General features: G+C 57.5%; 18 protein-coding genes. 9 read left to right on the forward strand and 9 right to left on the reverse strand.

The genetic code is table 11. The features are described 5' to 3' along the window. Window positions 1-41: 41 nt before the first annotated feature. Entirely contained in the window at window positions 42-599 is a 558-nt protein-coding gene (locus OK412_RS08865) for a helix-turn-helix domain-containing protein (RefSeq protein ID WP_060680161.1), read from the reverse strand. 84 nt (window positions 600-683) lie between these two features. Here OK412_RS08865 and OK412_RS08870 point away from each other — a divergent pair, with 84 nt between their 5' ends. The 4 genes from OK412_RS08870 (at window position 684) to OK412_RS08885 (ending at window position 8,764) form a co-directional block, all read left to right on the forward strand. After that, window positions 684-1,895 carry a benzoate/H(+) symporter BenE family transporter gene (locus OK412_RS08870; protein WP_264353084.1) on the forward strand — a complete coding sequence of 404 codons (1,212 nt, stop codon included), beginning with the start codon at window positions 684-686 and terminating at the stop codon, window positions 1,893-1,895. A gap of 172 nt (window positions 1,896-2,067) precedes the next feature. Then, a complete protein-coding gene (locus OK412_RS08875; protein ID WP_264353085.1) occupies window positions 2,068-3,435 on the forward strand; it encodes an SrfA family protein in 1,368 nt (455 codons plus the stop codon). A 2-nt stretch (window positions 3,436-3,437) separates the two neighbouring features. After that, window positions 3,438-6,401 carry a virulence factor SrfB gene (locus tag OK412_RS08880; protein ID WP_062757599.1) on the forward strand — a complete coding sequence of 988 codons (2,964 nt, stop codon included), beginning with the start codon at window positions 3,438-3,440 and terminating at the stop codon, window positions 6,399-6,401. Then, window positions 6,398-8,764 carry a virulence factor SrfC family protein gene (locus OK412_RS08885; protein ID WP_264353086.1) on the forward strand — a complete coding sequence of 789 codons (2,367 nt, stop codon included), beginning with the start codon at window positions 6,398-6,400 and terminating at the stop codon, window positions 8,762-8,764. Before OK412_RS08880 ends, OK412_RS08885 begins: the two co-directional genes overlap by 4 nt. Here the strand turns inward: OK412_RS08885 and OK412_RS08890 are convergent. The 3 genes from OK412_RS08890 to OK412_RS08900 form a co-directional block, all read right to left on the reverse strand. Then, the gene (locus tag OK412_RS08890; RefSeq protein ID WP_010670099.1) at window positions 8,761-9,024 is read right to left on the reverse strand and encodes a barstar family protein; all 264 of its coding nucleotides are present in this window, start codon (window positions 9,022-9,024) and stop codon (window positions 8,761-8,763) included. The genes OK412_RS08885 and OK412_RS08890 overlap by 4 nt on opposite strands. Window positions 9,025-9,026: 2 nt before the next feature. Beyond that, window positions 9,027-9,461, reverse strand: coding sequence for a ribonuclease domain-containing protein (locus OK412_RS08895; protein ID WP_010670098.1), 435 nt, complete (start codon window positions 9,459-9,461; stop codon window positions 9,027-9,029). Window positions 9,462-9,547: 86 nt separating this feature from the next. Continuing rightward, entirely contained in the window at window positions 9,548-9,889 is a 342-nt protein-coding gene (locus OK412_RS08900) for a helix-turn-helix domain-containing protein (RefSeq protein ID WP_009090299.1), read from the reverse strand. A gap of 302 nt (window positions 9,890-10,191) precedes the next feature. On the opposite strand from OK412_RS08900, the gene OK412_RS08905 reads away from it, so the two are divergent. Continuing rightward, a complete protein-coding gene (locus tag OK412_RS08905) occupies window positions 10,192-11,346 on the forward strand; it encodes an efflux RND transporter periplasmic adaptor subunit (RefSeq protein WP_264353087.1) in 1,155 nt (384 codons plus the stop codon). Between the two features lie 12 nt (window positions 11,347-11,358). Then, window positions 11,359-14,511, forward strand: coding sequence for a multidrug efflux RND transporter permease subunit OqxB (gene oqxB, locus OK412_RS08910; RefSeq protein ID WP_010670097.1), 3,153 nt, complete (start codon window positions 11,359-11,361; stop codon window positions 14,509-14,511). Between the two features lie 391 nt (window positions 14,512-14,902). Here the strand turns inward: oqxB and OK412_RS08915 are convergent, their stop codons facing one another. From OK412_RS08915 to OK412_RS08930, 4 genes are all read right to left on the reverse strand, one after another. After that, window positions 14,903-15,196, reverse strand: coding sequence for a contact-dependent growth inhibition system immunity protein (locus OK412_RS08915; protein WP_010670096.1), 294 nt, complete (start codon window positions 15,194-15,196; stop codon window positions 14,903-14,905). Between the two features lie 8 nt (window positions 15,197-15,204). Next, window positions 15,205-16,023: an RNase A-like domain-containing protein gene (locus tag OK412_RS08920; RefSeq protein ID WP_122458541.1), complete on the reverse strand. Its 819-nt coding sequence runs from the start codon at window positions 16,021-16,023 to the stop codon at window positions 15,205-15,207. A 271-nt stretch (window positions 16,024-16,294) separates the two neighbouring features. Continuing rightward, on the reverse strand, window positions 16,295-16,789 hold the full coding sequence (locus OK412_RS08925) for an RrF2 family transcriptional regulator (protein WP_010245324.1): 495 nt from the start codon (window positions 16,787-16,789) through the stop codon (window positions 16,295-16,297). A gap of 207 nt (window positions 16,790-16,996) precedes the next feature. After that, complete coding sequence (locus OK412_RS08930; protein ID WP_264353088.1) at window positions 16,997-18,181, reverse strand: MFS transporter; 1,185 nt, start codon at window positions 18,179-18,181, stop codon at window positions 16,997-16,999. Between the two features lie 202 nt (window positions 18,182-18,383). On the opposite strand from OK412_RS08930, the gene tus reads away from it, so the two are divergent. Then, window positions 18,384-19,313, forward strand: a complete 930-nt coding sequence (gene tus, locus OK412_RS08935; RefSeq protein WP_033771708.1) for a DNA replication terminus site-binding protein — start codon at window positions 18,384-18,386, stop codon at window positions 19,311-19,313. A 43-nt stretch (window positions 19,314-19,356) separates the two neighbouring features. Here the strand turns inward: tus and fumC are convergent, their stop codons facing one another. Continuing rightward, the gene (gene fumC / locus OK412_RS08940; RefSeq protein WP_010245332.1) at window positions 19,357-20,754 is read right to left on the reverse strand and encodes a class II fumarate hydratase; all 1,398 of its coding nucleotides are present in this window, start codon (window positions 20,752-20,754) and stop codon (window positions 19,357-19,359) included. A gap of 199 nt (window positions 20,755-20,953) precedes the next feature. On the opposite strand from fumC, the gene manA reads away from it, so the two are divergent. Next, entirely contained in the window at window positions 20,954-22,129 is a 1,176-nt protein-coding gene (gene manA / locus OK412_RS08945) for a mannose-6-phosphate isomerase (protein ID WP_033767150.1), read from the forward strand. Window positions 22,130-22,261: 132 nt separating this feature from the next. After that, complete coding sequence (locus tag OK412_RS08950; protein ID WP_010245343.1) at window positions 22,262-23,761, forward strand: YdgA family protein; 1,500 nt, start codon at window positions 22,262-22,264, stop codon at window positions 23,759-23,761. Window positions 23,762-23,774: the final 13 nt, after the last annotated feature.

Consider the following 23,774-nt stretch of genomic DNA (forward strand, 5'->3'; position numbering starts at 1 on the left):
GTATAAAGATACGAAGGTAACCTGTGTAGTTTGCTCAGGTATCAATTTGTAACGTCCGGGCGCTGCAGATAGTGGATCAGACTGTGGAAGCGCAGCGGCGTGCTGAGCGGGTTCCGGTAGCTGTGCAGCACGTCGGCCCTGAACTGGAACGCCTCCCCGGCGAGCAGACGTCGCCAGAGGTCACCGACGCCCAGCAATAGTTCGCCCTCGATGACCACCACCTGCTCCACACAGCCCGCTTCATGGGGCGAAGAATGACTCTGCGCGCCCGCTGCCAGCTCCACCGCCAGCAGATCAAAACGCAGTTGCGGATCGTAAGGCAGCAGCGACCGTACCGACATGTCGGCATTGGGCTGACTGAATCCAGGCGCGGCGCCTGAAGGCAGTACGCTGCCGTCGATAAAAAAGGAAAAAGGAACGTTGAAACCGGTGGCAATCTTCCACAGCGTCGCCACGGTGGGACTCGATTCGCCGCGCTCAATCTGGCCCAGCATCGCTTTACTGACGCCGGTTCGCTCCGCCGTCAGCGTCAGGCTCCAGCCATTGGCCTGCCGCAACTGTCTGAGCGCGCTGCTCAGGTGTTGCTGAAAATCCGCCATTTTTTCTCCTGCTTTCTCGTCATCCTGGTGAGTGACGTTATGGTAATAGTGTAACACTTGTGCGTTATAGCGCATCATGCGACCATGTGCGCTATAACGCACAACCTCATAAAGAGTCTGACCATGACGAGAGCGGAACCTCCCCGTTTTACCCTGCCGATGCTGGTCTCCGGCTTCGTGGCTGTGCTGGTGGGATACAGCAGCAGCGGCGCAATTATCTATCAGATGTTTCAGGCGGCGGGCGCCACGCCCGCGCAGATTGGCGGCTGGCTGTCGGTGCTGGGCATCGCGCTGGGGATCGCTTCGCTGGTCCTGTCACTGCGCTACCGCATGCCGGTGCTGGCTGCCTGGTCAACGCCCGGCGCTGCGCTGCTGGCGACCAGTTTTCACGGCATTTCGCTGAATGAGGCGGTAGGCGTCTTTGTTTTCGCCAACCTGCTGATCGTATTGTGCGGCGTCACCGGTCTGTTTGCCCGGCTGATGAACTACATTCCTGCCTCGCTGGCAGCGGCGATGCTGGCAGGTATTCTGCTGCGCTTCGGGCTGCAGACCTTTGCCGATTTGCAAAGTAACTTTGTACTATGCGGCAGCATGTGCCTGGCCTGGCTGCTGGCCCGCCGCTGGCTGGCCCGCTATGCAATTCTGGTCACGCTGCTGGTAGGTGTTGCCGTCGCGCTGGCACAGCACGCCATCCATTTTCCGCCGCAGCCGATTAGGCTGGCGATGCCGGAAGTGGTGATGCCGCACTTTACGCTCACCACGCTGCTGGGGATCGGCGTGCCCTATTTCCTGGTCACGATGGCGTCGCAGAACGCCCCCGGCATCGCCACGCTACAGGCGCACGGCTACCGTCCGCCCGTCTCTTCACTGATGAGCTGGACCGGATTAATTGCGCTGCTGCTGTCGCCATTAGGGGGTTTTTCGGTCTGCGTGGCGGCGATTACGGCGGCCATCTGCATGAGCGATGAGGTCGACCCTAATCCTCAGCAACGCTGGCGCGCGGCGGCGCTGGCGGGGATCTTCTATCTGCTGGCGGGCGCGTCCGGTGCGCTGATCGCCGTGCTGTTCAGTGCCCTGCCTGTGGTGCTGATTGAGGCGCTGGCGGGTCTGGCACTCCTTGCCACGCTGGGTGGCAGCCTCCACCGCGCACTGGATCTGCCTGCCGAACGCGACAGCGCGCTGATCACCTTTCTGATCACCGCATCCGGCGTTTCGCTACTGGGCATTGGTCCGGCCTTCTGGGGACTGGCGGGCGGCGTCATCGCCCACCTGCTGCTGGTGCGCAAATCCGGCTGATTGCGTCATACTCTCTGAAATAGCGGTGGTTTTTCCGTCAGCCGGTGAAAAAAACAGTGGATTTACCCCCTTTTTCTGCCGTTTGATTTGTCATTGCCCCGCGTAAAATCAACCTAATCGTCGATAACACGCGATTTTCTGCCTCAGACAACGACCGATAAGGGCCCAACAGGTGGCAAAAACTTTTCTGCGCAGCGGTAATTTAGATGCAGTTCTGGCGTTAGGTGAAAATGGCCAGCCGGTCTACGCTTCAGCACTGCAAATTCGTGAAACCCTGCGCCTGCGCCGTCAGAGCGCACTGGCAGATTGCCTGGCCATTCCTCAGGCCAATGAACGGGGCGATCGCCTCGACTGGTATGCCCCTTTTAGCGGCCGGGTGAAATCCTGGCTGGGTGCCAGCGATCATGAACGTCGCGCGGCGCTGCAACAGCTCACCGCCTGTCAGCAGGATATGCAGGATCTCAGTACGCGCGCGCGCGCGGCAGAGAATCCATCAATGCGGCTGTTTGGTGCGCTGCTGAGCAAAACCCTGCAATTCCCCGACCAGCAGTATGTCTATCTGGTTGATGGCAAACCGGTCATCACCTTCTGGGGCTTTGTCGATGCCCAGGCGCGCAGCCGCGATGACGCGCTGGCCTGCCTGCGTGACACGCTGGAAGAGAACCTGCCGGTGGCGCTGGTTGAACCGCTGCCTGAGCTGCCTGCTGCACCGGTCATCGCTGAACCAGTGATGATCACTGAGCCCGAACCTGAACCCGAAGCTATGGCTGAACCGCTGCCGGTTGCTGCACCCGTTGAAGCTCAGCCGGTGACGCCTGTAGCGGCTCGCCGCCGTTTCCGCGTCTGGTATCTGTTACCGCCGGTGGCGATTGCTGCCGCCGTGATGGTGGCCGTGTTGCTGCATCGTTCAGAACCCGTAAAAACACCGGTTGCCACCGCGAAGCCAGCGTCAGCCCCGGCGACGGTATCCACTCTGGCCCCTGCTGCGACTCCGGCACCGGTTGCGGCGACACCGTCTGTCACGCCACCTGCCGAGCAGGCAGCACCGGAAAAACTCCCTGAATCGCAGCCGCAGAAACCGGCCAACACCACCACCGATACCGCACCGGCAGACGCATCTGCTACCCTTGCCACAACGGTGACGGCGCCGGTTCCGGCCAAACCCGATGACCTGATCGTGACGCCGGATGCGGTGCGCGATGGCCAGGTTAGGGTGATTGATGGCCGCTGGCGTGTCACTATCGACCAGATGCCGACGCCAACCGGTAAGCCTCCAGTGATGCGCTTCCAGTTTAAAAACGGCAAAGGCAGCGTGCAGATCGCCCAGGGCAATACCACCTGTAAAGCGGATGTCAGCGCGGCCATGACCAGCGCCGGTAACCTGGTGATTGAGAGCCGCTACACGGCGAAGTGCCAGAACAATTCGCGCTACCGTATGCCGCTGCTGGTCTGCCATGCGAGTATCGGTGCCGCAGTGTGTGAAGCGCAGTATGCTGATGACCGGGTCTTCCCGATGACGATTAAGCGTGAGAGTAAATAACGATGCTGGCTCCCCTGATCGATGACAAACAAAAAATTTCGCTGATTGAAAACAGCGGCGTGCAGTTTCTGGATTTCGGCCTGCAACTCTCAGATACCCCGGCGCGCCGCCAGTTTGTGCGCCAGACCGCCAACGGCCCGCTGCTGCGCCTGAACGTCGATGGCAACAGCGGTAAGTTCCTGCTCTATCCGGAAGATGGCGGCGCTGCGGAAGTGGTGCGCCCGGAGTCTGATATCGCGCTGGCGGACTCGCTCTCTCTGCTGTCAGCCTGCTGGCTGCCGCTGCCGATGCTGCGCTGTGCCAGCGGACGTCGTTTTATCGGCGGTCCTGAAAACTGGGCGCGGATGCGTCTGGTTGCGCTGCCCGCGCCCGATGCAGCGGGCAATACCCATCGCGTCAGCCTGGCCTTTGATACCCGCTGCGTGGCGGAACAGGATGGCGGTGAACAGCTCGGCCTCAGCACGGCTGATGCACAGAACGGTGTGACCTTTGCGCTCGCCTGGCACAACTACGAGCTGGGTGATTTTCTTGACCTGACCTGGGTTGACGGCTGGCTGCGCGAATCCTTTACCGACCGCGTCTCCGATCGCCGCGAACAGGCGATTAATCAGGCGCTGCGCGAGTTTGAGTATCAGGCGCACTACCTCAATCTGCTGGAGCTGCTGGGCGAACAGCTCGACCTCAGCGAGATCCATATTCAGGCTGCCACGCTGCAGACCCCGGCGGTCAATGTGGATATCATTCTGGATGTCGGTAACTCCCATACCTGCGGCATTCTGGTGGAAGATCACCCGGAAGAGAGCAACGGCCTGAAGCAGACCTATGAGCTGCAGCTGCGCGATCTGTCGCAGCCGCATCAGGTTTACAACGAGCTGTTTGATAGCCGTCTGGAGTTTGCCGAGACCCGTTTTGGCAAAGCGAACTTCTCGCTGGAGAGCGGTCGTGAGCAGGCCTTTATGTGGCCTTCTCTGACCCGCGTCGGCCGTGAAGCGAGCCGTCTGGCCCTGCAGCGTGTGGGACTGGAAGGCAGCACCGGCCTCTCCAGCCCGCGTCGTTATCTGTGGGATGAGGCGCGCTATCAGCCAGGCTGGCGTTTTAACACGCCCGGCGAACAGACTGAACCGCTGGCCTATGCCGCGCCCTTTACCACCCTGCTCAACGACGAAGGTCAGCCGCTCTCGACGCTGGCACCCGACGATCGTCTGCCGGTCTTTTCTCCGCACTACAGCCGCAGTTCGCTGATGACCTTTATGCTGTGTGAGCTGCTGGCTCAGGCGCTGATGCAGATGAACAGCGCGGCACAGCGTCAGCGGATGCCACAGAGCCACGCGCCACGTCAGCTGCGCCATGTGATCCTGACGCTGCCGTCAGCGATGCCGAAGCCGGAGCGTGAAATTTTCCGCCGCCGGATGCAGGAAGCGCTGGCGCTGGTCTGGAAAGCGGAAGGCTGGCTGGCTGACGAAGATGACCTTTCACCAGCACTGCCACGTCAGAACCCGAAACCGCTGCCGGATGTGCAGATGGAGTGGGATGAAGCGACCTGTGGTCAGATGGTCTGGCTGTTTAATGAAACCCAGGTCAATTTCGCTGGTCGCGCCGAAGACTTTTTCAGCAGCATGGCCCGTCCGGATCGCCCGCGCGATGCTGACGAACTGCCAGGCAAGAGCCTGCGCATCGCCTCGATTGATATCGGCGGCGGCACTACTGACCTCGCCATCACCCAGTATCGTCTGGATGATGGTCAGGGCAACAACGTCAAAATCACGCCGCGACTGCTGTTCCGCGAAGGCTTTAAAGTCGCGGGCGACGATATCCTGCTGGACGTGATTCAGCTGTGGATTTTACCGGCGCTGCAGCAGCATCTGCAGAAAGCGGGCCTGACGCTGGCGGAACCGCTGATGAACAAGCTGTTTGGTCACGACAGCCGCATGGACGGTCAGGCCACGCTGCGTCAGCAGATCACCTTACAACTGTTTATTCCGCTGGCGCAGGCGGTACTGGAACGCTACGAAAACTGGGATCCGCTGGAGAGCCACGCGGAGATCAACGCACTGTTTGGCGAGCTGGTCGATCAGCCGCCGGGCGAAGCGGTACTGGCCTTCGTCAACGGCGAGATTCAGCGCGAGCTGGGCGGTAACAGCCGCTTTGACCTGCTGCAGGTACCGCTGGTGGTGAGCCTGTCACAGCTGCACGGTGAATTTATGCAGCACCGGATGGCGATTATCCCGGCGCTGCGTTCAATGTGTGAAGTGGTGTCGCTCTATCAGTGTGACGTGCTGCTGCTGACCGGTCGCCCGTCGCGCTTCCCGGGCATTCAGGCGCTGGTGCGTCATCTGCAACCGCTGCCGGGCAGCCGTATACTGTCGCTGGAAGGCTATCACACCAGCGACTGGTATCCGTTTAACAAACATGGCCGCATCGACAACCCGAAATCGACCGCGGCGGTCGGCGCGATGCTCTGCCTGCTGGCGCTGGATCTGCGCCTCAGCAGCTTCTGGTTCCGCGCAGGCGATTTTGAACCCTACTCGACGATTCGCTATCTTGGCATGCTCGACGAAAACCAGGCGCTGACGGACGAGAACCTCTGCTACAGCGAAATTGACCTCGACGATCCCGGCTATGTGCTGGATAAAAAGCGCAGTTTCCGTATTCGCGGCAACGTCTGTCTCGGCTTCCGCCAGCTTGATAACGATCGCTGGCCCGCCTCGCCGCTCTATAGCCTGACGCTGAACGACGCCACCCTGGCGCGTAAAGTGGCCGGTGAGAGCGTGCTGCGCATCCGGCTGGCGGTAAAAGCCGGACCCGACGCGTCCGGCCCGGAAAGTCTGGTGCTGAGCGATGCCCGTCTGGATGATGGCACCCGCGTGCCGCTGGAGCAGTTGAGTCTTAAGCTGAATACCCTGTCGGCGACCGGCAATGCCAATGCGCAATACTGGATTGACAGCGGGAGCGTGTGTAAACGATGAAAGCCCTGAAACCCCGTCAGCCGCAAACGCTGGCAAAACGTCTTGGCCTGTTGCAGGACGCCCTGAATAACAGTCTGGCCTGGATTGAGAGCAGCCGTGAGCAGTCGCCGCGTCTGGCGCTGGAAGCAGAAACCCTGACGCTGCAACTGCGCCAGGCGCGCGTGCAGACTCAGGCGCTGGCGCAGCAGGTGGCGCGTCCGGTGACGCTGGCGCTGTTTGGCCAGTCGCAGGCGGGTAAGGCCTGGCTGCTGAACGAAATGGTGGCCGATGCACAGGGCCAGTTAGTGACCCGCATGGGTGATAAACTACTGAACTGGTTTCAGCATATCAATCCCGGCAACCTCGATTTTGCTACCGCCACCCGTTTCAGCCATCAGCGCGAGCCGCTCTCAAACGAGTGGCCGGTTGAACTGATGCTGCTGAGTGAAGCGGAGATCGTACGGCTGATGGTCGCCTGTGCCGGCGCGACAACGCCCGATACCGCACAGATCGACAGCGCACTGCAGCGCCTGCAGCGTCATCGTCTCGCCACGCCGCTGGCGGGTCTGGAAGGCGATGCGCTGGTAACACTCTGGTCCTGGTGCCGTCGCCGTGCGCACCACGATGCGCGGCTTGATCGTCATTTCTGGCCGCAGGCGGTTGAGCTGGCGCCCTGGCTCAGCGTTGACGACCGGGTACAGCTTTTTTCACTGCTGTGGCCTGGTCAGCCTGAACTGAATGAGATGCTGCGCACCCTGCTGCATCTGCGTCACCAGCTGCGTAACAGCAGCCGGGTGCTCGCCCCGCTGAGCCTGCTGACCGACACATCACTGCTGCCGGCCGAGCAGCTGATTGTTCCGGCCAGTGAGCAGGATCAGCAGCAGCTGGTGGAAGTCTGCCCGCTGAATGGTAACCGCATCGGTAAGGCGCAGAACGTGCCGCTGGGATTACTGGCGCTGCTGACGCTGGAAGTGCTGGTCCCGCTAAGTTCCACACCGCGAACCGCGCTCTATGATGATGCTGATATGCTGGAACTGCCCGCGCCAGGCCAGTCCGGTGACGCGGCAACCCAGGAAGATCGTCAGCGCCTGCAGCAGCAGGATCCGCTGCGTGCCCAACTGCTGGAGCAGAAACGTGCCCTGCTGCCCGGTTTTTACGCCGCGCGTCAGGCAATTGATCTGCTGCTGGTCTGTACCGCAGCCAGCCAGCGTCAGGATGCCGACCTCGCCAGCGAAACGCTGCGCGAATGGCAGCGTCAGCAGCCCGCACAGGAATCTGCAGAGAAACCGCGCCTGATCTGGGCGATTACCCCTTTCGATGCCCGCCATCAGCAGGTCAATGTGGATGAAGCGGTGCAGCGTCAGATGGGACAGCCCGGTCAGCACTGGGGGTCGATGCTGGCACTGGATCGCGCGGGCGTCGACCGCATGGCGAGCTGGTTGCAGGATGAGATGCAGCCGGAAGCGCGCCGCGACATGCTGCTGGCTCAACTGGCGCAGATTCAGCATACCGTGGTGGAGCGGCGTCTGCTGCCCTGGACCGAAGCGGGTGCCAGCCCGGAACAGGCGGCACGCAAACAGAATATCGCCGATACGCTACTGAAGTGTTTACAGCATCGGACCGGCCTGCATGGCGAGCTGCTGGAACGCCTGCAGCCGCCGCGTGAGGCGCTGCGTCAGCTGTGGCTCAATCAGTCCGCCTTACAAGGCAGCAAACCGACCAGTATTCAGGCCCCGGAAAATCAGTTCGGTATCGGGTTTGAATTTGACCTGTTCAGTGAGAGCCCGGCTGAAGCGCCGGTTCAGCCGCGTCAGAGTCTGCAGAGCGCGCAGCAGTATCCGCGTCAGGTGCTGCTGCTGTGGCTGGATCATCTGCGTCAGCTGCCGGAAAACCGCAGCCTGCTGGCGTTGCTGAACGTGGATAAGCCAACGATGGAGTGGCTGGTTGAAGAGCTGATCACGGCCGGGTTCCGCACCGATATCGCGCAAAAGCTGCAGCAGGCGCTGCATGAGCCCGATACGCAGAGCGTCAGCCATGAATCACGCGCGGATCGTCAGGTGACGCGGGCGATGACGGTGCTGGGGGATTTTGTGGCCTGGCTCGGCTTTTTACAGCGTCCTGAAAATGAACGCCCTGCCAGCCGCGTTAACCGGGGTCAGGTGATTTTCTCGCGGCCTCCGGCTCCCAGCGTCAGCTTCAGTTCCGGCCAGCGTCTGACCAGACTCTCTGCCGCCCCGGCCAACCACACGGCCTACTATATCTACGACTGGCTGGTGGGGCTGAACCAGGTCATCATTGAGAACAATGGTTACACTGGCGGCGGCGATCTGCCACTGGCAGCCCGCGAAGCGCTGGTTGCGCTGCTCAAGCCGCTACGCGCTTAATCAATGATCAGGCGCAGTTCGCCCTCCAGCGACTGCGCCGCCTCTTCCAGCAGCGCCAGCACCGGCGCTAAATCGGCCTGATGCGCGGCATAGTGCTGCAACCACATTGTCGCAGGCAGCGCCATCCCGCCCGTCAGCCAGTCCCATAACGCATCCAGATTATGTCCGAAGGTCTGCGGACAGCCGCTCTGCTCAGCAAACTGCTGATAAAACGCCGCGCGCGTGGTGAGCTGACGCAGGTCAAAGGTCAGATTAAGCATGATCAGGGCACCTGCCTGAAACTGCGGTAGTGATCGGTGGAGAGAAACACCAGCCCGTCAGAGGAGTAAACCAGGCGATCGGCGTCGCGATGCCCGCAGCGATAATTCACATCCGCTTCATACCACTGACGGCCCGCACGCGCGGGCAGACGCTTTTCACGGTTCGTAAAGCGATCGCCGCCGATGGCTCTGCCTGGCAACACGTCACACAGGTTGCCTTTAGCCGGATTCCAGCCACGCTTGCGCGCGTCGTTTTTGGTGAGGTAGTAGTCCGGCAGTTGCTGATGCTGCAGCACCCAGCGCGCCACGGTATGGGCGTCAGTCAGGGTGGCGATATCCGCCTGGGCAGGGGCTGAAACGGAATTCAGATAGGGTTTAAGGCCGTAGAAACAGGCCGCGAGGACGAGAAAAAGTCCAATCCAGAGTTTTTTTGACATGATGGCATCCGTGACGACAGGACGCAGATGATACCAGTTTTGCGCGCAGAGAAAAGCGCGGGCCAGACAAGCTGGCCCTGGCGAGGTTATGCTGCGTGCGAATCCCCGCTGTGCCGACGCCATGCACCCGGCGCGACGCCATACTGGCGTTTGAAGCTGCGGTTAAAGGATTGCTGGGAGTCGAAACCTAACGAGATAGCCACATTGAGAATCGGTTCATCAGTGCTGGTCAGGCGGTCGGCTGATTTCTTCAGCTTCTTAACCCGGATGTATTCACCCAGTGGATAACCGGTGTGCTCTTTAAACATGCGCTGCAGGTGCCATTTGGAGTAGCCCGCGCGCTCTGAAACGGTATCCAGATCCAGACGTGCTTCGATGTTGTTATCAATCCAGTCGATTAAATCGTGAATAAAAGCATCACTCATCATTCCAGTCTCTCCTGTCGCCGTGGCGAAAAGTATTAGTATCAGTTGCAGTTACACTTAAGGGTGGCTGACTATGCCATTTAATGCAAGTTTTATTAGTACATTAAATGCCGCACTATTTGTGGGGTTTTAGCTAAGTTGTTCAGGCTTTCATCGCCCTGCCCTAAACCGCACATAAAGTGTATCTGTTATTCTTGCAGTTGCCAGCCACGCAAGCCTACACTCACCGCGATTAATTGCAATCTTAAAAGTTGCAAATATTGGCCTGCAGGCCGCCTGTTTATATCTATCGCGGAATAACAACAATGATTACGAACCGGGTTCGTCAGGGTTTAACCCTCTTAGGGATGGTACTGCTCATCACGCAACTGAGCGGCTGCGATAAGGGTGTGGCGCAAAACGCCGCTCCCCCGCCGCCTGAAGTGAGTGCCGCACCCGTGCTGATCAAACCGGTCAGTCAATGGGACAATTTCAATGGCCGGGTTGAAGCGGTGCAGAGCGTGCAGTTGCGTCCGCGCGTCTCTGGCTACATTGATGCCGTTAACTATCGTGAAGGCGATGAGGTCAGAAAAGGTCAGGTACTGTTTACCATTGATGACCGGAGTTACCGCGCGGCGCTGGAGCAGGCCAAAGCGGAACTGGCCCGGGCGCGCAGTCAGGCGAGTCTGGCCCGCAGCGAATCGGGCCGCAGCGAGAAGCTGATCGGCACGCAGGCGATTTCCCGCGAAGCGTGGGAGCAGCGTCGTTCTGCCGCCAGTCAGGCGCAGGCGGATGTGCTGGCCGCAGAGGCCGCGGTCGATATGGCGCAGCTGAACCTCGACTTCACCCGCGTCACCGCGCCGATTGATGGCCGCGCCAGCCGGGCGATGATCACCGCCGGTAACCTGGTGACCGCCGGCGACAGCGCCAGTGTGTTAACCACGCTGGTGTCGCAGCAGCAGATGTATGTCTATTTCGATGTCGATGAGAACACCTTCCTGAACTATCAGGCGATGGCGCGTCAGGGCCAGCAGCGCCATGCGCTGCCGGTTGAGATTGCGCTGGTCGGCGAACAGGGTTTCCCGCACCAGGGCAAAATTGACTTTCTGGATAACCAGCTGACCGCCAGCACCGGCACCATTCGTATGCGCGCCCTGCTCGACAATCAACAGCGGCAGTTTACGCCTGGCCTGTTTGCCCGCGTGCGTCTGCCCGGCAGCGCGCAGTTCGAGGCGGTGCTGATCGATGATAAAGCGGTATTGACCGACCAGGATCGCAAATATGTCTACGTGGTGGATGGCGAAGGTAAAGCGCAGCGGCGCGATATCCAGCCTGGCGCGATGGTGGATGGTTTGCGCATCGTTAAATCGGGTCTGCAATCCGGCGACAAAGTCATCACCGCCGGTCTGCAAAAAGTATTTATGCCCGGCATGCCGGTCACTGCTCAGCCGGTCGCCATGCGTGCGGCAGCCGCTCAATAACCCGAGGCCGCTATGGACTTTTCCCGCTTTTTTATCGACCGGCCCATTTTTGCTGCGGTGCTGTCGATCCTGATTTTTGTGACCGGGGTGATTGCTATTCCGCTGCTGCCAGTCAGTGAATATCCCGACGTGGTGCCACCCAGCGTACAGGTGCGCGCCGAGTATCCAGGCGCTAACCCTAAAGTGATTGCGGATTCCGTGGCGACGCCGCTGGAAGAGGCAATCAACGGCGTCGAAAACATGATGTACATGAAGTCAGTAGCCGGTTCTGACGGCGTGCTGGTGACCACCGTCACCTTCCGTCCAGGCACCGATCCTGATCAGGCGCAGGTGCAGGTGCAGAACCGCGTAGCGCAGGCGGAAGCCCGACTGCCGGAAGATGTGCGTCGGCTGGGGATCACCACCCAGAAGATGTCGCCGACCCTGACGCTGGTCGTCCACATGTTCTCACCGAACAATACCTACGATTCGCTCTACCTGCGTAACTACGCCACCCTCAAGGTGAAAGATGAGCTGGCCCGGCTGCCGGGTGTCGGTCAGATTCAGATTTTCGGCGCAGGCGAGTATGCGATGCGCGTCTGGCTTGATCCTAATAAAGTGGCGGCGCGTGGTCTGACCGCCTCTGACGTGGTAACGGCGATGCAGGAGCAGAACGTGCAGGTCTCTGCCGGTCAGCTGGGTGCCGAGCCGCTGAAAAAACAGAGCGATTTTCTGCTGTCAATCAACACCCAGGGACGACTGGAGAGCGAGCAGCAGTTTGGCGATATCATCCTGAAAACCTCGGAAGATGGTTCGCTGGTGCGGCTGCGCGATGTGGCGCGGATCGAGATGGGCTCGGGCAGCTATGCCCTGCGCTCGCAGCTGAATAACAAAGATGCGGTCGGTATCGGCATCTTCCAGGCACCTGGCGCCAACGCCATCGACCTCTCCAATGCGGTTCGCGCCAAAATGGATGAGCTGGCGACCCGCTTCCCCAATGACGTGAAATGGGCCGCGCCTTACGATCCGACGGTGTTTGTCCGCGACTCCATTAAAGCCGTGGTGCAGACCCTGCTGGAAGCGGTCATTCTGGTCGTGCTGGTGGTGATTCTGTTCCTGCAGACCTGGCGTGCCTCGATCATTCCCCTGCTGGCGGTGCCGGTTTCGATAGTCGGTACCTTTAGCGTGCTCTATCTGCTTGGCTTCTCGCTGAATACGCTGAGCCTGTTCGGGCTGGTGCTGGCGATTGGTATCGTGGTGGATGACGCCATTGTGGTGGTGGAGAACGTCGAACGTAACATTGAGATGGGGCTGTCGCCGCGCGCCGCTGCACATCAGGCGATGCGTGAGGTCTCCGGGCCGATCATCGCCATTGCTCTGGTGCTGTGCGCGGTGTTTGTGCCGATGGCGTTTCTCTCTGGCGTCACCGGGCAGTTCTACAAGCAGTTCGCCACTACCATCGCCATCTCTACAGTGATCTCTGCCATTAACTCGCTGACGCTCTCGCCTGCGCTGGCGGCGATGCTGCTGAAAGATCATCACGCGCCGAAAGACCGGCTGACGCGGATCATTGATGCGCTGTTTGGCTGGCTGTTCCGGCCGTTTAACCGCTTCTTCCAGCGCAGTGCCCATGGTTATGAATCGCTGGTGGGCCGTACGCTGCGTCGCCGTGGCGCCGTGTTTGGCGTCTATATTCTGCTGCTGGCGGGTGCCGGATTTATGTTCCACACCGTTCCAGGTGGATTTATTCCGACGCAGGATAAGCTCTACCTGATTGGTGGCGTGAAGATGCCGGAAGGTTCATCTCTGGCGCGCACGGATGCAGTGATTCGTAAGATGAGCGAAATCGGTATGCAGACCGAAGGCGTCGCCTATGCGGTAGCGTTCCCCGGCCTGAATGCATTGCAGTTCACCAATACACCGAACAGCGGCACGGTGTTCTTCGGTCTGAAGCCGTTTAATGAGCGCAAACATACGGCGGCGGAGATCAACGCTGAGATCAATGCGAAGATCGCTCAAATCCAGCAGGGCTTTGGCTTCTCGATTATGCCACCGCCGATTCTGGGGCTGGGCCAGGGCTCGGGCTATTCGCTCTATGTGCAGGACCGGGCGGGTCTGGGTTATGGCGCACTGCAGACGGCGATTAATACGCTGTCAGGCAGCATCATGCAGACACCAGGGATGCACTTCCCCATCTCCTCTTATCAGGCCAACGTTCCGCAGCTTGATGTGAAGGTAGACCGGGATAAAGCCAAAGCGCAGGGAGTATCGCTGACCGCGCTGTTCAGCACGCTCCAGACCTATCTTGGCTCGTCTTATGTGAATGACTTTAACCGCTTTGGCCGCACCTGGCGGGTGATGGCGCAGGCTGACGGGGATTTCCGCGACAGCATCGAAGATATAGCTAACCTGCGGACCCGAAACGATCGCGGTGAGATGGTGCCGATTGGCAGCATGGTCAACATTACCACCACCTACGGTCCCGACCCGGTGATCCGCTATAACGGCTATCCGGCGGCGGATTTGATTGGTGATGCCGACCCACGCGTGCTCTCCTCGGCGCAGGCAATGAGTCAGCTCGAAGCGATGTCCGGTCAGCTATTGCCAAACGGCATGAACATCGAGTGGACCGATCTGAGTTATCAGCAGTCAACGCAGGGCAATACCGCGCTGATTGTCTTCCCGATGGCCGTGTTGCTGGCGTTCCTGGTGCTGGCCGCGCTGTATGAGAGCTGGACGCTGCCGCTGGCGGTGATCCTGATTGTGCCGATGACCATGCTCTCTGCGCTGTTTGGCGTCTGGCTGACTGGCGGTGACAACAACGTCTTCGTGCAGGTCGGACTGGTGGTGCTGATGGGGCTGGCCTGTAAGAACGCGATTCTGATCGTCGAGTTTGCGCGGGAGCTGGAGATTCAGGGCAAAGGGATTGTGGAAGCGGCGCTGGAAGCGTGTCGCCTGCGTCTGCGTCCGATTGTGATGACCTCCATCGCCTTTATCGCCGGTACAATACCGTTGATTCTGGGTGAAGGCGCGGGTGCAGAGGTCCGTGGCGTTACCGGTATTACGGTCTTCTCCGGCATGCTCGGCGTGACGCTGTTCGGCCTGTTCCTGACGCCGGTGTTCTACGTCGCCCTGCGCAAGCTGGTGACGCGCCGGTCAGGTAGTGCATCGTCCGTGACGGCGTAAACCGTAAAAGTTAAAAGGGGCGATCATGCGGTCGCCCCTTTCTTTGCCTGTGATTCACTGATTTCAGCAGACCCCGCCTCGCAGGTTAGCGCCGCTTCAATCTTTCATTCAGCGTTTCTCTGAATCATTATTCATCTTTGATCTTCAGCGTTCTGCTTATCTGCTTATCTGCTTATCTGCTTATCTGCTTATCTGGATATCAGGAATGAATTTTCCAAATAATAAATTGATTAATAATATAAAATTTAAAATTCATACCACATACATCGGTACTCTTCAGTGAAAGCGAAGCTGGCCCTGACACGTCTTACGCTCCCTCTCTTCATCTGCTATTCACTAAGCCAAAACTCCACTCACAGTCATTAACCGTATGACCCGTTAATCCTTTAAGTTAAAGTCTGGCACTTAAATGACTTTTTATCTTTTCCAAAAAAGTCCGTACTGTTTCTCCCCAGGGTTCAGGATAGAACTCTCCCTGACTGATGGATTCAAACGCCTCTGTAAGTGCTTGATCATTTAAGGACAGTAAATACTCTGCTTCCTGACAGACCTTTGCTGCTGTTTTTGGGTTCTCAGTTTCTAAATAACTGTCCAGTACTTCTTCTACCGTTTCCCCAAAAAGATCATAATCCTGACCAAAAAAAACCCGAATAAGCGTTCCAGTATTTTTATAACTTTTATTCATTGATAGCCTCAGAAAGAAGGATATGAAGTCAGAAGATAATAGGGTTTGCCGTTAAACACTTTACGGTGCAAAACAATCCTGACAGCATACGCTTCCAGACGAGTTGTACTGCCTTGCCTGAAACCATAACCGACTACGGTTCGGGACTGCCAGCTTAATTCCAGTATGCTTTCGCTTTTGGCGGCAGCCCAATAGATGATCTTCCAGCGGTTCGCTTTCAAACCGGCGCTTATGAATCGCTCTGCCTGCTCAATATTAACAAATGAACTTGCAAGCGGCGTTTTAGGACTTCGCGCAAGACGCGCGAGCAAATCCGCTTCGGAAATATTTACATGCTTAGCAATAGTATGTCCGCCAGCCTTAATACCTTTAACGGCTTCATGCTCAGCCAGCTTTAACCTACCGAAGCGTACAGAGGCGACACGTGCCGCTCCGGCAGCAAAGGCAAAGGCCGTCGGAACAGAAATATCGACCATTAAACCTATATTCATTGCGCTCTTATTATCGGCGCCAAGCTTTTTAGCCGTCGCTGTGGCCAACTGGAAAGTTGCTGTACGCGTATTTCTTCCTGTCAGTACCTGATTAGCCGCAGCATGAATGCTATCCAGACTATGTACGCCAACGACAACGCATGCCGCTTTTGTCAGTCCGGATGGATCTGGCGCTATGCACAGCGCGGTTGCTCCGGTTAATTCAAGTGTCCCTAATGCAAGATTCAACCCACCGTATAAGCGGTTACTGAGTGATTCACCTTCAGTAACCGTTTCATCCGAGAGAGCAGCAGTGAGCTGAACCGGGGACATCATGATTTTTATATCATCATCCATAATGAAGCCTCATGTGAGCAGTAGATACGTGGCTAAATAGTCTCTTCTTTTCAGATTTTAGATCCACTAAAAACCAGAAAATAGATTTTACATGAATGTGTTCACCTGTCATTTCAGAAAACGAAAAAAACATTAATGTTGTTAAGGATGCTGAATTTTCAAATGTTTATCAGGTTCAGCGTGATAACCGACCCCAGGAAAGTGAGTTATTGGCTTATGGCAGATTTGAGGCAGGAAGTTACTGACCAGCATGCATAAAAAAAGCCGCTAATCAGCGGCTCTTTTTGCAGAGATCATCAATCTCTTCGGGTTCAGGTTCCGGCACGGCGGTGCAGTTGCTGGTGTCGCGTTTCTTCAGTTCGTTCAGTGCGTCTGCCACGGTGCGTTTTGCCAGCACATCCAGCGACGCCTGCTCGGCTTCATCGGCTATCGACTTGAAGTACCAGCAGAGGTTGGCACTGACCAGACAGCGCGGCGCGACGTCAGGACGCGCGGCCCAGATTTTTTTGTCTTCGATCACTGAGACATAGATATCCCGCAGAGTAATTTCTGCAGCAGGACGGCCCAGATGAATCGAACCGGTACGGCCCAGCGTGGAGACGATAATGCCGTCACGGGTCAGCGGGACCATTAATTTTCGTATGAAACTGGGATTCGCTTCCAGCCCGTAGGCCAGAATCGCGCTGGTAGAGCGTTTTCCCATTTGCTCCGCCATCGCTACGCTCAGAACCATTTGCAAAGCTGTCGGGAAGCGGTAATCAAGCATTTCTTTATCCTGAGTTGCGGTGCATCTTATTGTTTTATTGCCGCATAAGTGAACAATCAATGAGCAATAAATATAACAAACACTGTTGCTTTTTTGAAGCAAACCGGCGGTGACAAGGCACGTATTCACCAAAGGCTGAGGCCCGATAGCACAAGGTGCTTAGCCTGCTAACTGCCCTCTTCCTGCGGAGCAGGAAGAACCGTTCCGTTATGCCGTGGTGGCCGATGCCGCCGGTAATCGCTGCTTCAGCGCCATAACCAGTACCACGTTAAAGATTGCCAGGGCGCAAAGCAACCACAGCGTCGCCGATGCACCCATCTTTTCAAACACATATCCACCTATCAGCGGCGTCAGTGCCTGCCCCATCAACGCCGGGCGGGCCATTTTACCCACCACAATCGCATAGGACTCTGGTTTGACCATCGCCAGCGGTAAAGTTCCCCGCACGATGGCACGTAAGCCATTTCCTGCGCCATACAACACCATGCTCAGCAACGCCATCTGCGGAAACAGTGCCAGCAACAGCAAGCCCAGTGCCACCAGCCCGACGGAAAAAAAGGTGGTACGGATGGGATGACTGCGTTTAAAGGCGATATCGACGAGTCGGGATCCCACCTGACACGGGCCAAGTACGGCGCTGATCGCCAGCGCCGAGGTCAGCGTATGACCACTCGCCTGCAACAAGGCGATAAGCTGCACGGAAATAGCTGTCATGATCACGGACGCCAGAGTGAAAATGGCACACAGCAGCCAGAACAGCGCAGGCGCAATCTCCGCCGTGCCAGGCTGCGGACTCAGTCGTTTCTCCGGCCGCTTAGCGTGACTGTCGGGTAAGGCAAACAGATAGGCAGGCAGCACGCAGACGACCATCAGTGCCGCAATTATCAGCGACGCGTTTCGCCAGCCGAATCCGTGGATTAACAACGCCGTTCCCGGCCAGACCAGCGTGGTGCAGAAGCCAGATATCAGGGTGATACCGGTGATCGCTGCACGCGCCTGACCGCCATAGCAGGTGCCGAGCGTGGCAAACAGTGCGTCATAAAGGCCCATCGCCATACCGATGCCAATAATTACCCAGGCAAACAGAAACAGCGGCAGAGAGTGGCTATAAGCCATGATCATCAGCCCCACCGCCATCACCATGCCACTCAGTGCCAGCAACAGGCGGCCACCGGTGCGGGCGATAATCCTGCCTGCCAGCGGTGACAGCAGGCCCGATACCAGAATCCCGGTCGAGAGTGCGCCATAAATCCACTGCTGTGACCAGCCTGTCTCAGCCGCAATCGGATTCGCCATCACCGCCATCAGGTAGAACGACCCGCCCCATGACAGGATCTGCACCCAGCCCAGGGTAATAATGGCGGCGATGCCGGGTTTATTGTTCTGATTCACAGGCAATCTCCTGGTTAGCAGGCGAACCGTTTTTATAACATGTTCTGCGATAAGCCAAAATGCGTGATGCCCTTTTGACTGGATAGCTATGCAGGCCGCACGGTTTTGAGTAAACTACTTATAGTATGTTGTAACTATATGACGCTTGCATCCTCGCCAGGCTTCTGCCACATTGTGGACGTTGTAACTATGGAGGCACAACATGACGCGCTACGACTTAGTGGCTGATATGCATCAATGTGTAAATGACCTGGAACTGGCGCTGGGTGAATTGCGTCAGCAGATTGAAGCGCAGCCTCTGCTGATCGCCCGCGTCTTCAGCCTGCCGCCGGTAGTTAAAGGTCGCGAACATGAAGCGATCACCCGGATTGCCGTCGAGCAGCATCTCGGGGAGAGCGCGTTAAAGATGGCGCTTGACCACTACTGCCGCCTGTTTATGCAGCATCAGTCAGAACAGCTGAGCACCAAGGCTGCCGTGCGCTTGCCTGGCGCACTCTGTATCGAATGCGACGCGCAGCAGGAGGCGGAGATCGGCGCACTGGTCGACGTCATCAATCAGCTGAAAGCACGGCTGGAGCAGCTGATTACGGTGGACTCTGGCCTGCCGAGTGAAGCGCGTTTTGAGTTCGTCCACCAGCATTTGCGCGGGCTGATTACCCTGAATGCCTATCGCACTATCACCCTGCTGAGCGCACCGGACAGTCTGCGTTTCGGCTGGGCTAACAAGCACATTATCAAGAATCTCAAGCGTGAAGAGGTGATCGCCCAGCTGGAAAAAAGCCTGAAGTCGGGACGTGCAAAAGCGCCGTGGTCACGTGAACAGTGGGCGGAAAAAGTGCAGGAGGAGCTGGCAAGCGTGCGTGCCCTGCCCGCCTCGGCACGATTGAAAATCAAGCGCCCGGTGAAAGTCCAGCCGGTTGCACGCGTCTGGCGCGCGGATGAACAAAAACAGACTCAGCTGGCCTGTCCTTCACCGATTCTGGTTATCTGTCGCGATCGCACCCAGGTTCCGGTTCTGGGTGAATTGCTTAACTACGATGCCGATAACATTAACCATCGTTATAAACCTGCTGCAGAACCGCTGAATCTTTTAATCCCCAGACTGCATCTGTGGGTCGATTGTCCGATATAAATGAAAAAGGCCAGCATTCGCTGGCCTCTGATTCACTCAAACCCTACGACTTCATGCTGCCGACCATCTCTTCCGGACGAACCCAGGCATCAAACTCCTCTTCGGTAAGATAACCCAGCTTCAGCGCCGAGCCTTTCAGCGTCAGCCCCTCTTTGTGCGCCTTCTTGGCAATTTCTGCCGCTTTGTCATAGCCAATATGGGTATTCAGCGCCGTCACCAGCATCAGCGATTCGTTAAGCAGTTGATCGATGCGCTCACGCACCGGCTCAATGCCGACCGCGCAGTGATGATTAAAGCTGTCCATGCCATCCGCCAGCAGGCGAATTGATTGCAGGAAGTTATGGATTACCATCGGACGGAACACGTTAAGCTCAAAGTTACCGGATGCGCCGCCCATATTGATCGCCACATCGTTACCCATCACCTGACAGCAGAGCATGGTCATCGCTTCGCACTGGGTCGGGTTAACTTTACCCGGCATGATGGAGCTGCCTGGCTCATTTTCCGGGATGGCGATTTCGCCGATGCCGCAGCGCGGGCCGGAAGAGAGCCAGCGCACGTCGTTCGCGATTTTCATCAGCGAGGCGGCCAGCCCTTTCAGCGCGCCATGCGCATGCACCAGCGCATCACAGGTTGCCAGCGCCTCAAACTTGTTTGGCGCAGTGACAAACGGCTGCTGCGTGAGATCGGCCAGCGCCTTCGCCACGCGCACCGCATATTCCGGATGGGTGTTCAGGCCCGTACCTACTGCCGTGCCGCCCAGCGCCAGTTCCGCCACGTGCGGAATGCTCTGCTCAATATGCTTCAGGTTATGCTCCAGCATCGCCACCCAGCCGGAAATCTCCTGGCCCAGGGTCAGCGGCGTGGCATCCTGCAGGTGAGTACGGCCAATCTTGACGATATCTTTGAAGGCGTCGGACTTCTGGCTCAACGTCTTTTTCAGTACCTGAATCTGAGGGATCAGCTGTTCGCGCAAGGCGATAACGGCGGCAACGTGCATCGCCGTCGGGAAGACATCGTTGGAGCTCTGGCTCTTGTTCACATCATCATTGGGATGAACCAGCCGCGCCATACCACGCTCGCCGCCGAGGATTTCACTGGCGCGGTTCGCCAGCACTTCATTCATGTTCATATTGGTCTGGGTGCCGGAACCGGTCTGCCAGATCGCCAGCGGGAATTCATCCGCATGCTTGTCAGCCAGCACCTCATCGGCCGCGCTGACAATCGCCTCGGCGCGGTCAGCGGGCAGCAGTCCCAGATCGCGGTTAACGCTGGCCGCGGCGCGCTTGGTCAGTGCCAGCGCATGCACCAGCGCGGTCGGCATTTTTTCGGTTGAGATGCGGAAGTGTTCCAGTGAGCGCTGTGTCTGCGCGCCCCACAGTTTGTCTGCCGGTACGTCGATGGGGCCCATTGAATCTTTCTCAATGCGATTGGCTGCCATGAATACGTCTCCTTCATCTGGTTTTTAAAAGAATGACCGCCCGGTACGTCATTACGATCGACTGCCGGGCGGTCAGGATAGTAATACACAATAATTTAACATTATCAGAGCTTAGCGTCCTTTTGCGCTGGAGATGTATTTTTACCGGCAGTTTCTGCTTTAATACTGGCAATAATTTCCCGTGATAAAGGGTTATACAATGCAAAAAATGAACAATACGCTGCAAAACTACGCATGGGGCAGCAAAACTGCGTTGACTGAGCTTTACGGAATCGCCAATCCACAGGGACTGCCGATGGCGGAACTCTGGATGGGCGCACATCCGAAAAGCCCCTCCACCGTGATTGACCAGGGCAGCGAGCGTTCGCTGCGTGACGTGATTGATGCCGCGCCTGCCGCCATGCTGGGCGAAGCGGTGGCGCAGCGTTTTGGTGAACTGCCCTTCCTGTTCAAAGTGTTGTCTGCCGATCAGCCGCTGTCGATTCAGGTCCATCCCAGCAAACGCGCGGCCGAAGTGGGCTTTGCCCGTGAGAATGCGGCGGGTATTCCGCTGACAGCTGCTGAGCGTAATTATAAAGATGCCAACCACAAGCCGGAGCTGGTCTACGCGCTGACGCCCTTCCAGGCGATGAATGGCTTTCGCACCCTGACGGAGATGGTCTCACTGCTGGAGCCGGTTGCGGGCGCACATCCACAGATAGCCCATTTTCTGCAGCATCCCGATCAGGATACGCTGGCCGCGCTCTTCTCTACCCTGCTGTCACTGGAGGGTGAGGCGAAATCGCTGGCGCTGGGCATCCTGAAATCCGCGGTTGATGCACAACAGGGTGAGCCGTGGCAGACCATTCGCATGATTGCGGCAGAGTATCCTGACGACAGCGGCCTGTTTTCGCCGCTGCTGCTGAACGTAATCACGCTGCAACCGGGCGAGGCGATGTTCCTCTACGCGGAGACCCCGCACGCTTATCTGAAAGGCGTGGCGCTGGAGGTGATGGCAAACTCTGATAACGTGTTGCGGGCCGGTTTAACCCCGAAATATATCGATATCGCGGAGCTGATGGCGAACCTGAAGTTTGAAGAGAAGCCAGCCAGCACCCTGCTGACCGAGCCAGAGCAACAGGGCAACGCGCTGCGCTTCCCGATTCCGGTGGAGGATTTTGCCTTTGCCATTCATACCCTGAACGCAGAGCCACAGCCGCTGGCGCAGCAGAGCGCCGCACTGCTTTTCTGCATCGAAGGCCAGACGGTGATCGCCAAAGGCGAGCAGCAGATAACGCTGAAACCAGGTGAATCCTGCTTCATTGCCGCCAGCGAATCCCCCGTAACGGTCGCAGGCACGGGCCGACTGGCGCGGGTATTTAACGACTTAGGGTGAAGCGGCTGACGGAGTGCCTGTTAACTGCTATTATTTCAACCTATTAGCTTTTAAACGCCTGCGGGCGTTTTTCTTCAGTCGCTGGGGTAAACCTGCGGCATAAGCGGACTCAAGGATAAGGACGAATCAGCAATGAAAAAGACCAATGTTGCCGTAGGTGTCATCATCGCACTGGGCGTAGTCTGGACTGGCGCGGCATGGTTCACCGGCAAGCAGATTGAAAGCCACAGGGATGAGCTGGTGCAGAACGCCAATGCCCAGCTGAATGCTTATGCCCCTAACAGCCGACTGAAGATCAGCTATCAGGACTATCAGCGCGGCGTGTTCAGCAGCAAAGTGAATCTGGTGATTCAGGCCAACTCGCAGACGGAAGATAATCCTCTGCTGAAACCAGGCCAGAGCATCATCCTGAACGAAACCATCGATCATGGCCCTTTCCCGTTTGCTCAGCTGAAGCATTTCAATCTGATCCCGAGCATGGCGTCGGTTCATACCGAACTGGCTAACACCGATGCGGTGAAAAAGCTGTTTGAGCTGACCGGCAACAAGTCGCTGATTAACGCCGATACCCGTATCGGCTACAGCGGTGCCACCGATACGGCGCTGCGCGTTCTGCCGGTTGATTATCAGAATGCGCAAAGCGGCGAGCGTCTGGCCACCAATGGGGGCACCTTCAACGTCAGCGCGGATAACAAAGGCGACAAAGTGTCGCTGGACAGTGACGTTGATAGCCTCGCGCTGACCAGTAAAAATGAGATGGGCCAGCCGGTGCTGTTCACCATTAATGGTCTGAAGCTGAGCGGTAACACCCATCTCAGCCCGGAAGGCGTGCGTATTGGTGACCAGTCAGTGGATATTGAGAAGGTCAACGCCAGCATCAATGGTCAGGACGCCCTGACGCTGCACAAAATGAAAGGCACCTCCTCTTTCGATAACAGCGCCGGTAAGATTGGCGGCAATATCGACTACAAGGTTGAAGGCATTCAGCTGCAGAAGCAGGATTTTGGTCAGGCAGCGCTGAAGATGAAACTGTCACAGTTTGATGCGCAGGCGGTAAAAGCCTTCTCCGATCGTTACAACGCGCAGATGCAGGAACTGCTGAGCCAGCCTGGCGTCGCGGAAGATCCTATCCGCTACCAGGCGGGTGTGCATCAGATTCTGATGAGCAACCTGCCGATGCTGCTGAAGGGCTCACCTGCGATCAGTATCGCCCCGCTGAGCTGGAAAAATGATAAAGGTGAAAGCACCTTTAACCTGAACGCTAATTTCAACGATCCCTCTGCGGTGACCGGCGAAGCCCAGACACTCAGCGCCATGGTTGATCGGGTACTGAAGAGCCTGGACAGCAAGCTGGTCATCAATATGCCAATGGCGACCGAAACCATGCATAAAGTGGGACTGGCTGAAGGATATCAGGCCGATGACGCACAGAAGCTGGCAGATCAGCAGGTGAAAGGACTGGCGGCGATGGGTCAGATGTTCCGCCTGACCCAGCAGCAGGATAACAATATCGTCACCAGCCTGCAGTATACCAACGGTCAGGTGAACATGAACGGCGACAAAATGACGCTGGAGCAGTTCCTCTCCCGCTATATGCTGGGTATGCCGACCAGCGAAGGGATGCCGCAGTAATTCTCTACTCTTC

Origin of the sequence: Pantoea sp. JV6 (assembly GCF_025910055.1) — a bacterium.
Taxonomy (GTDB): Bacteria; Pseudomonadota; Gammaproteobacteria; order Enterobacterales; family Enterobacteriaceae; genus Pantoea; species Pantoea agglomerans.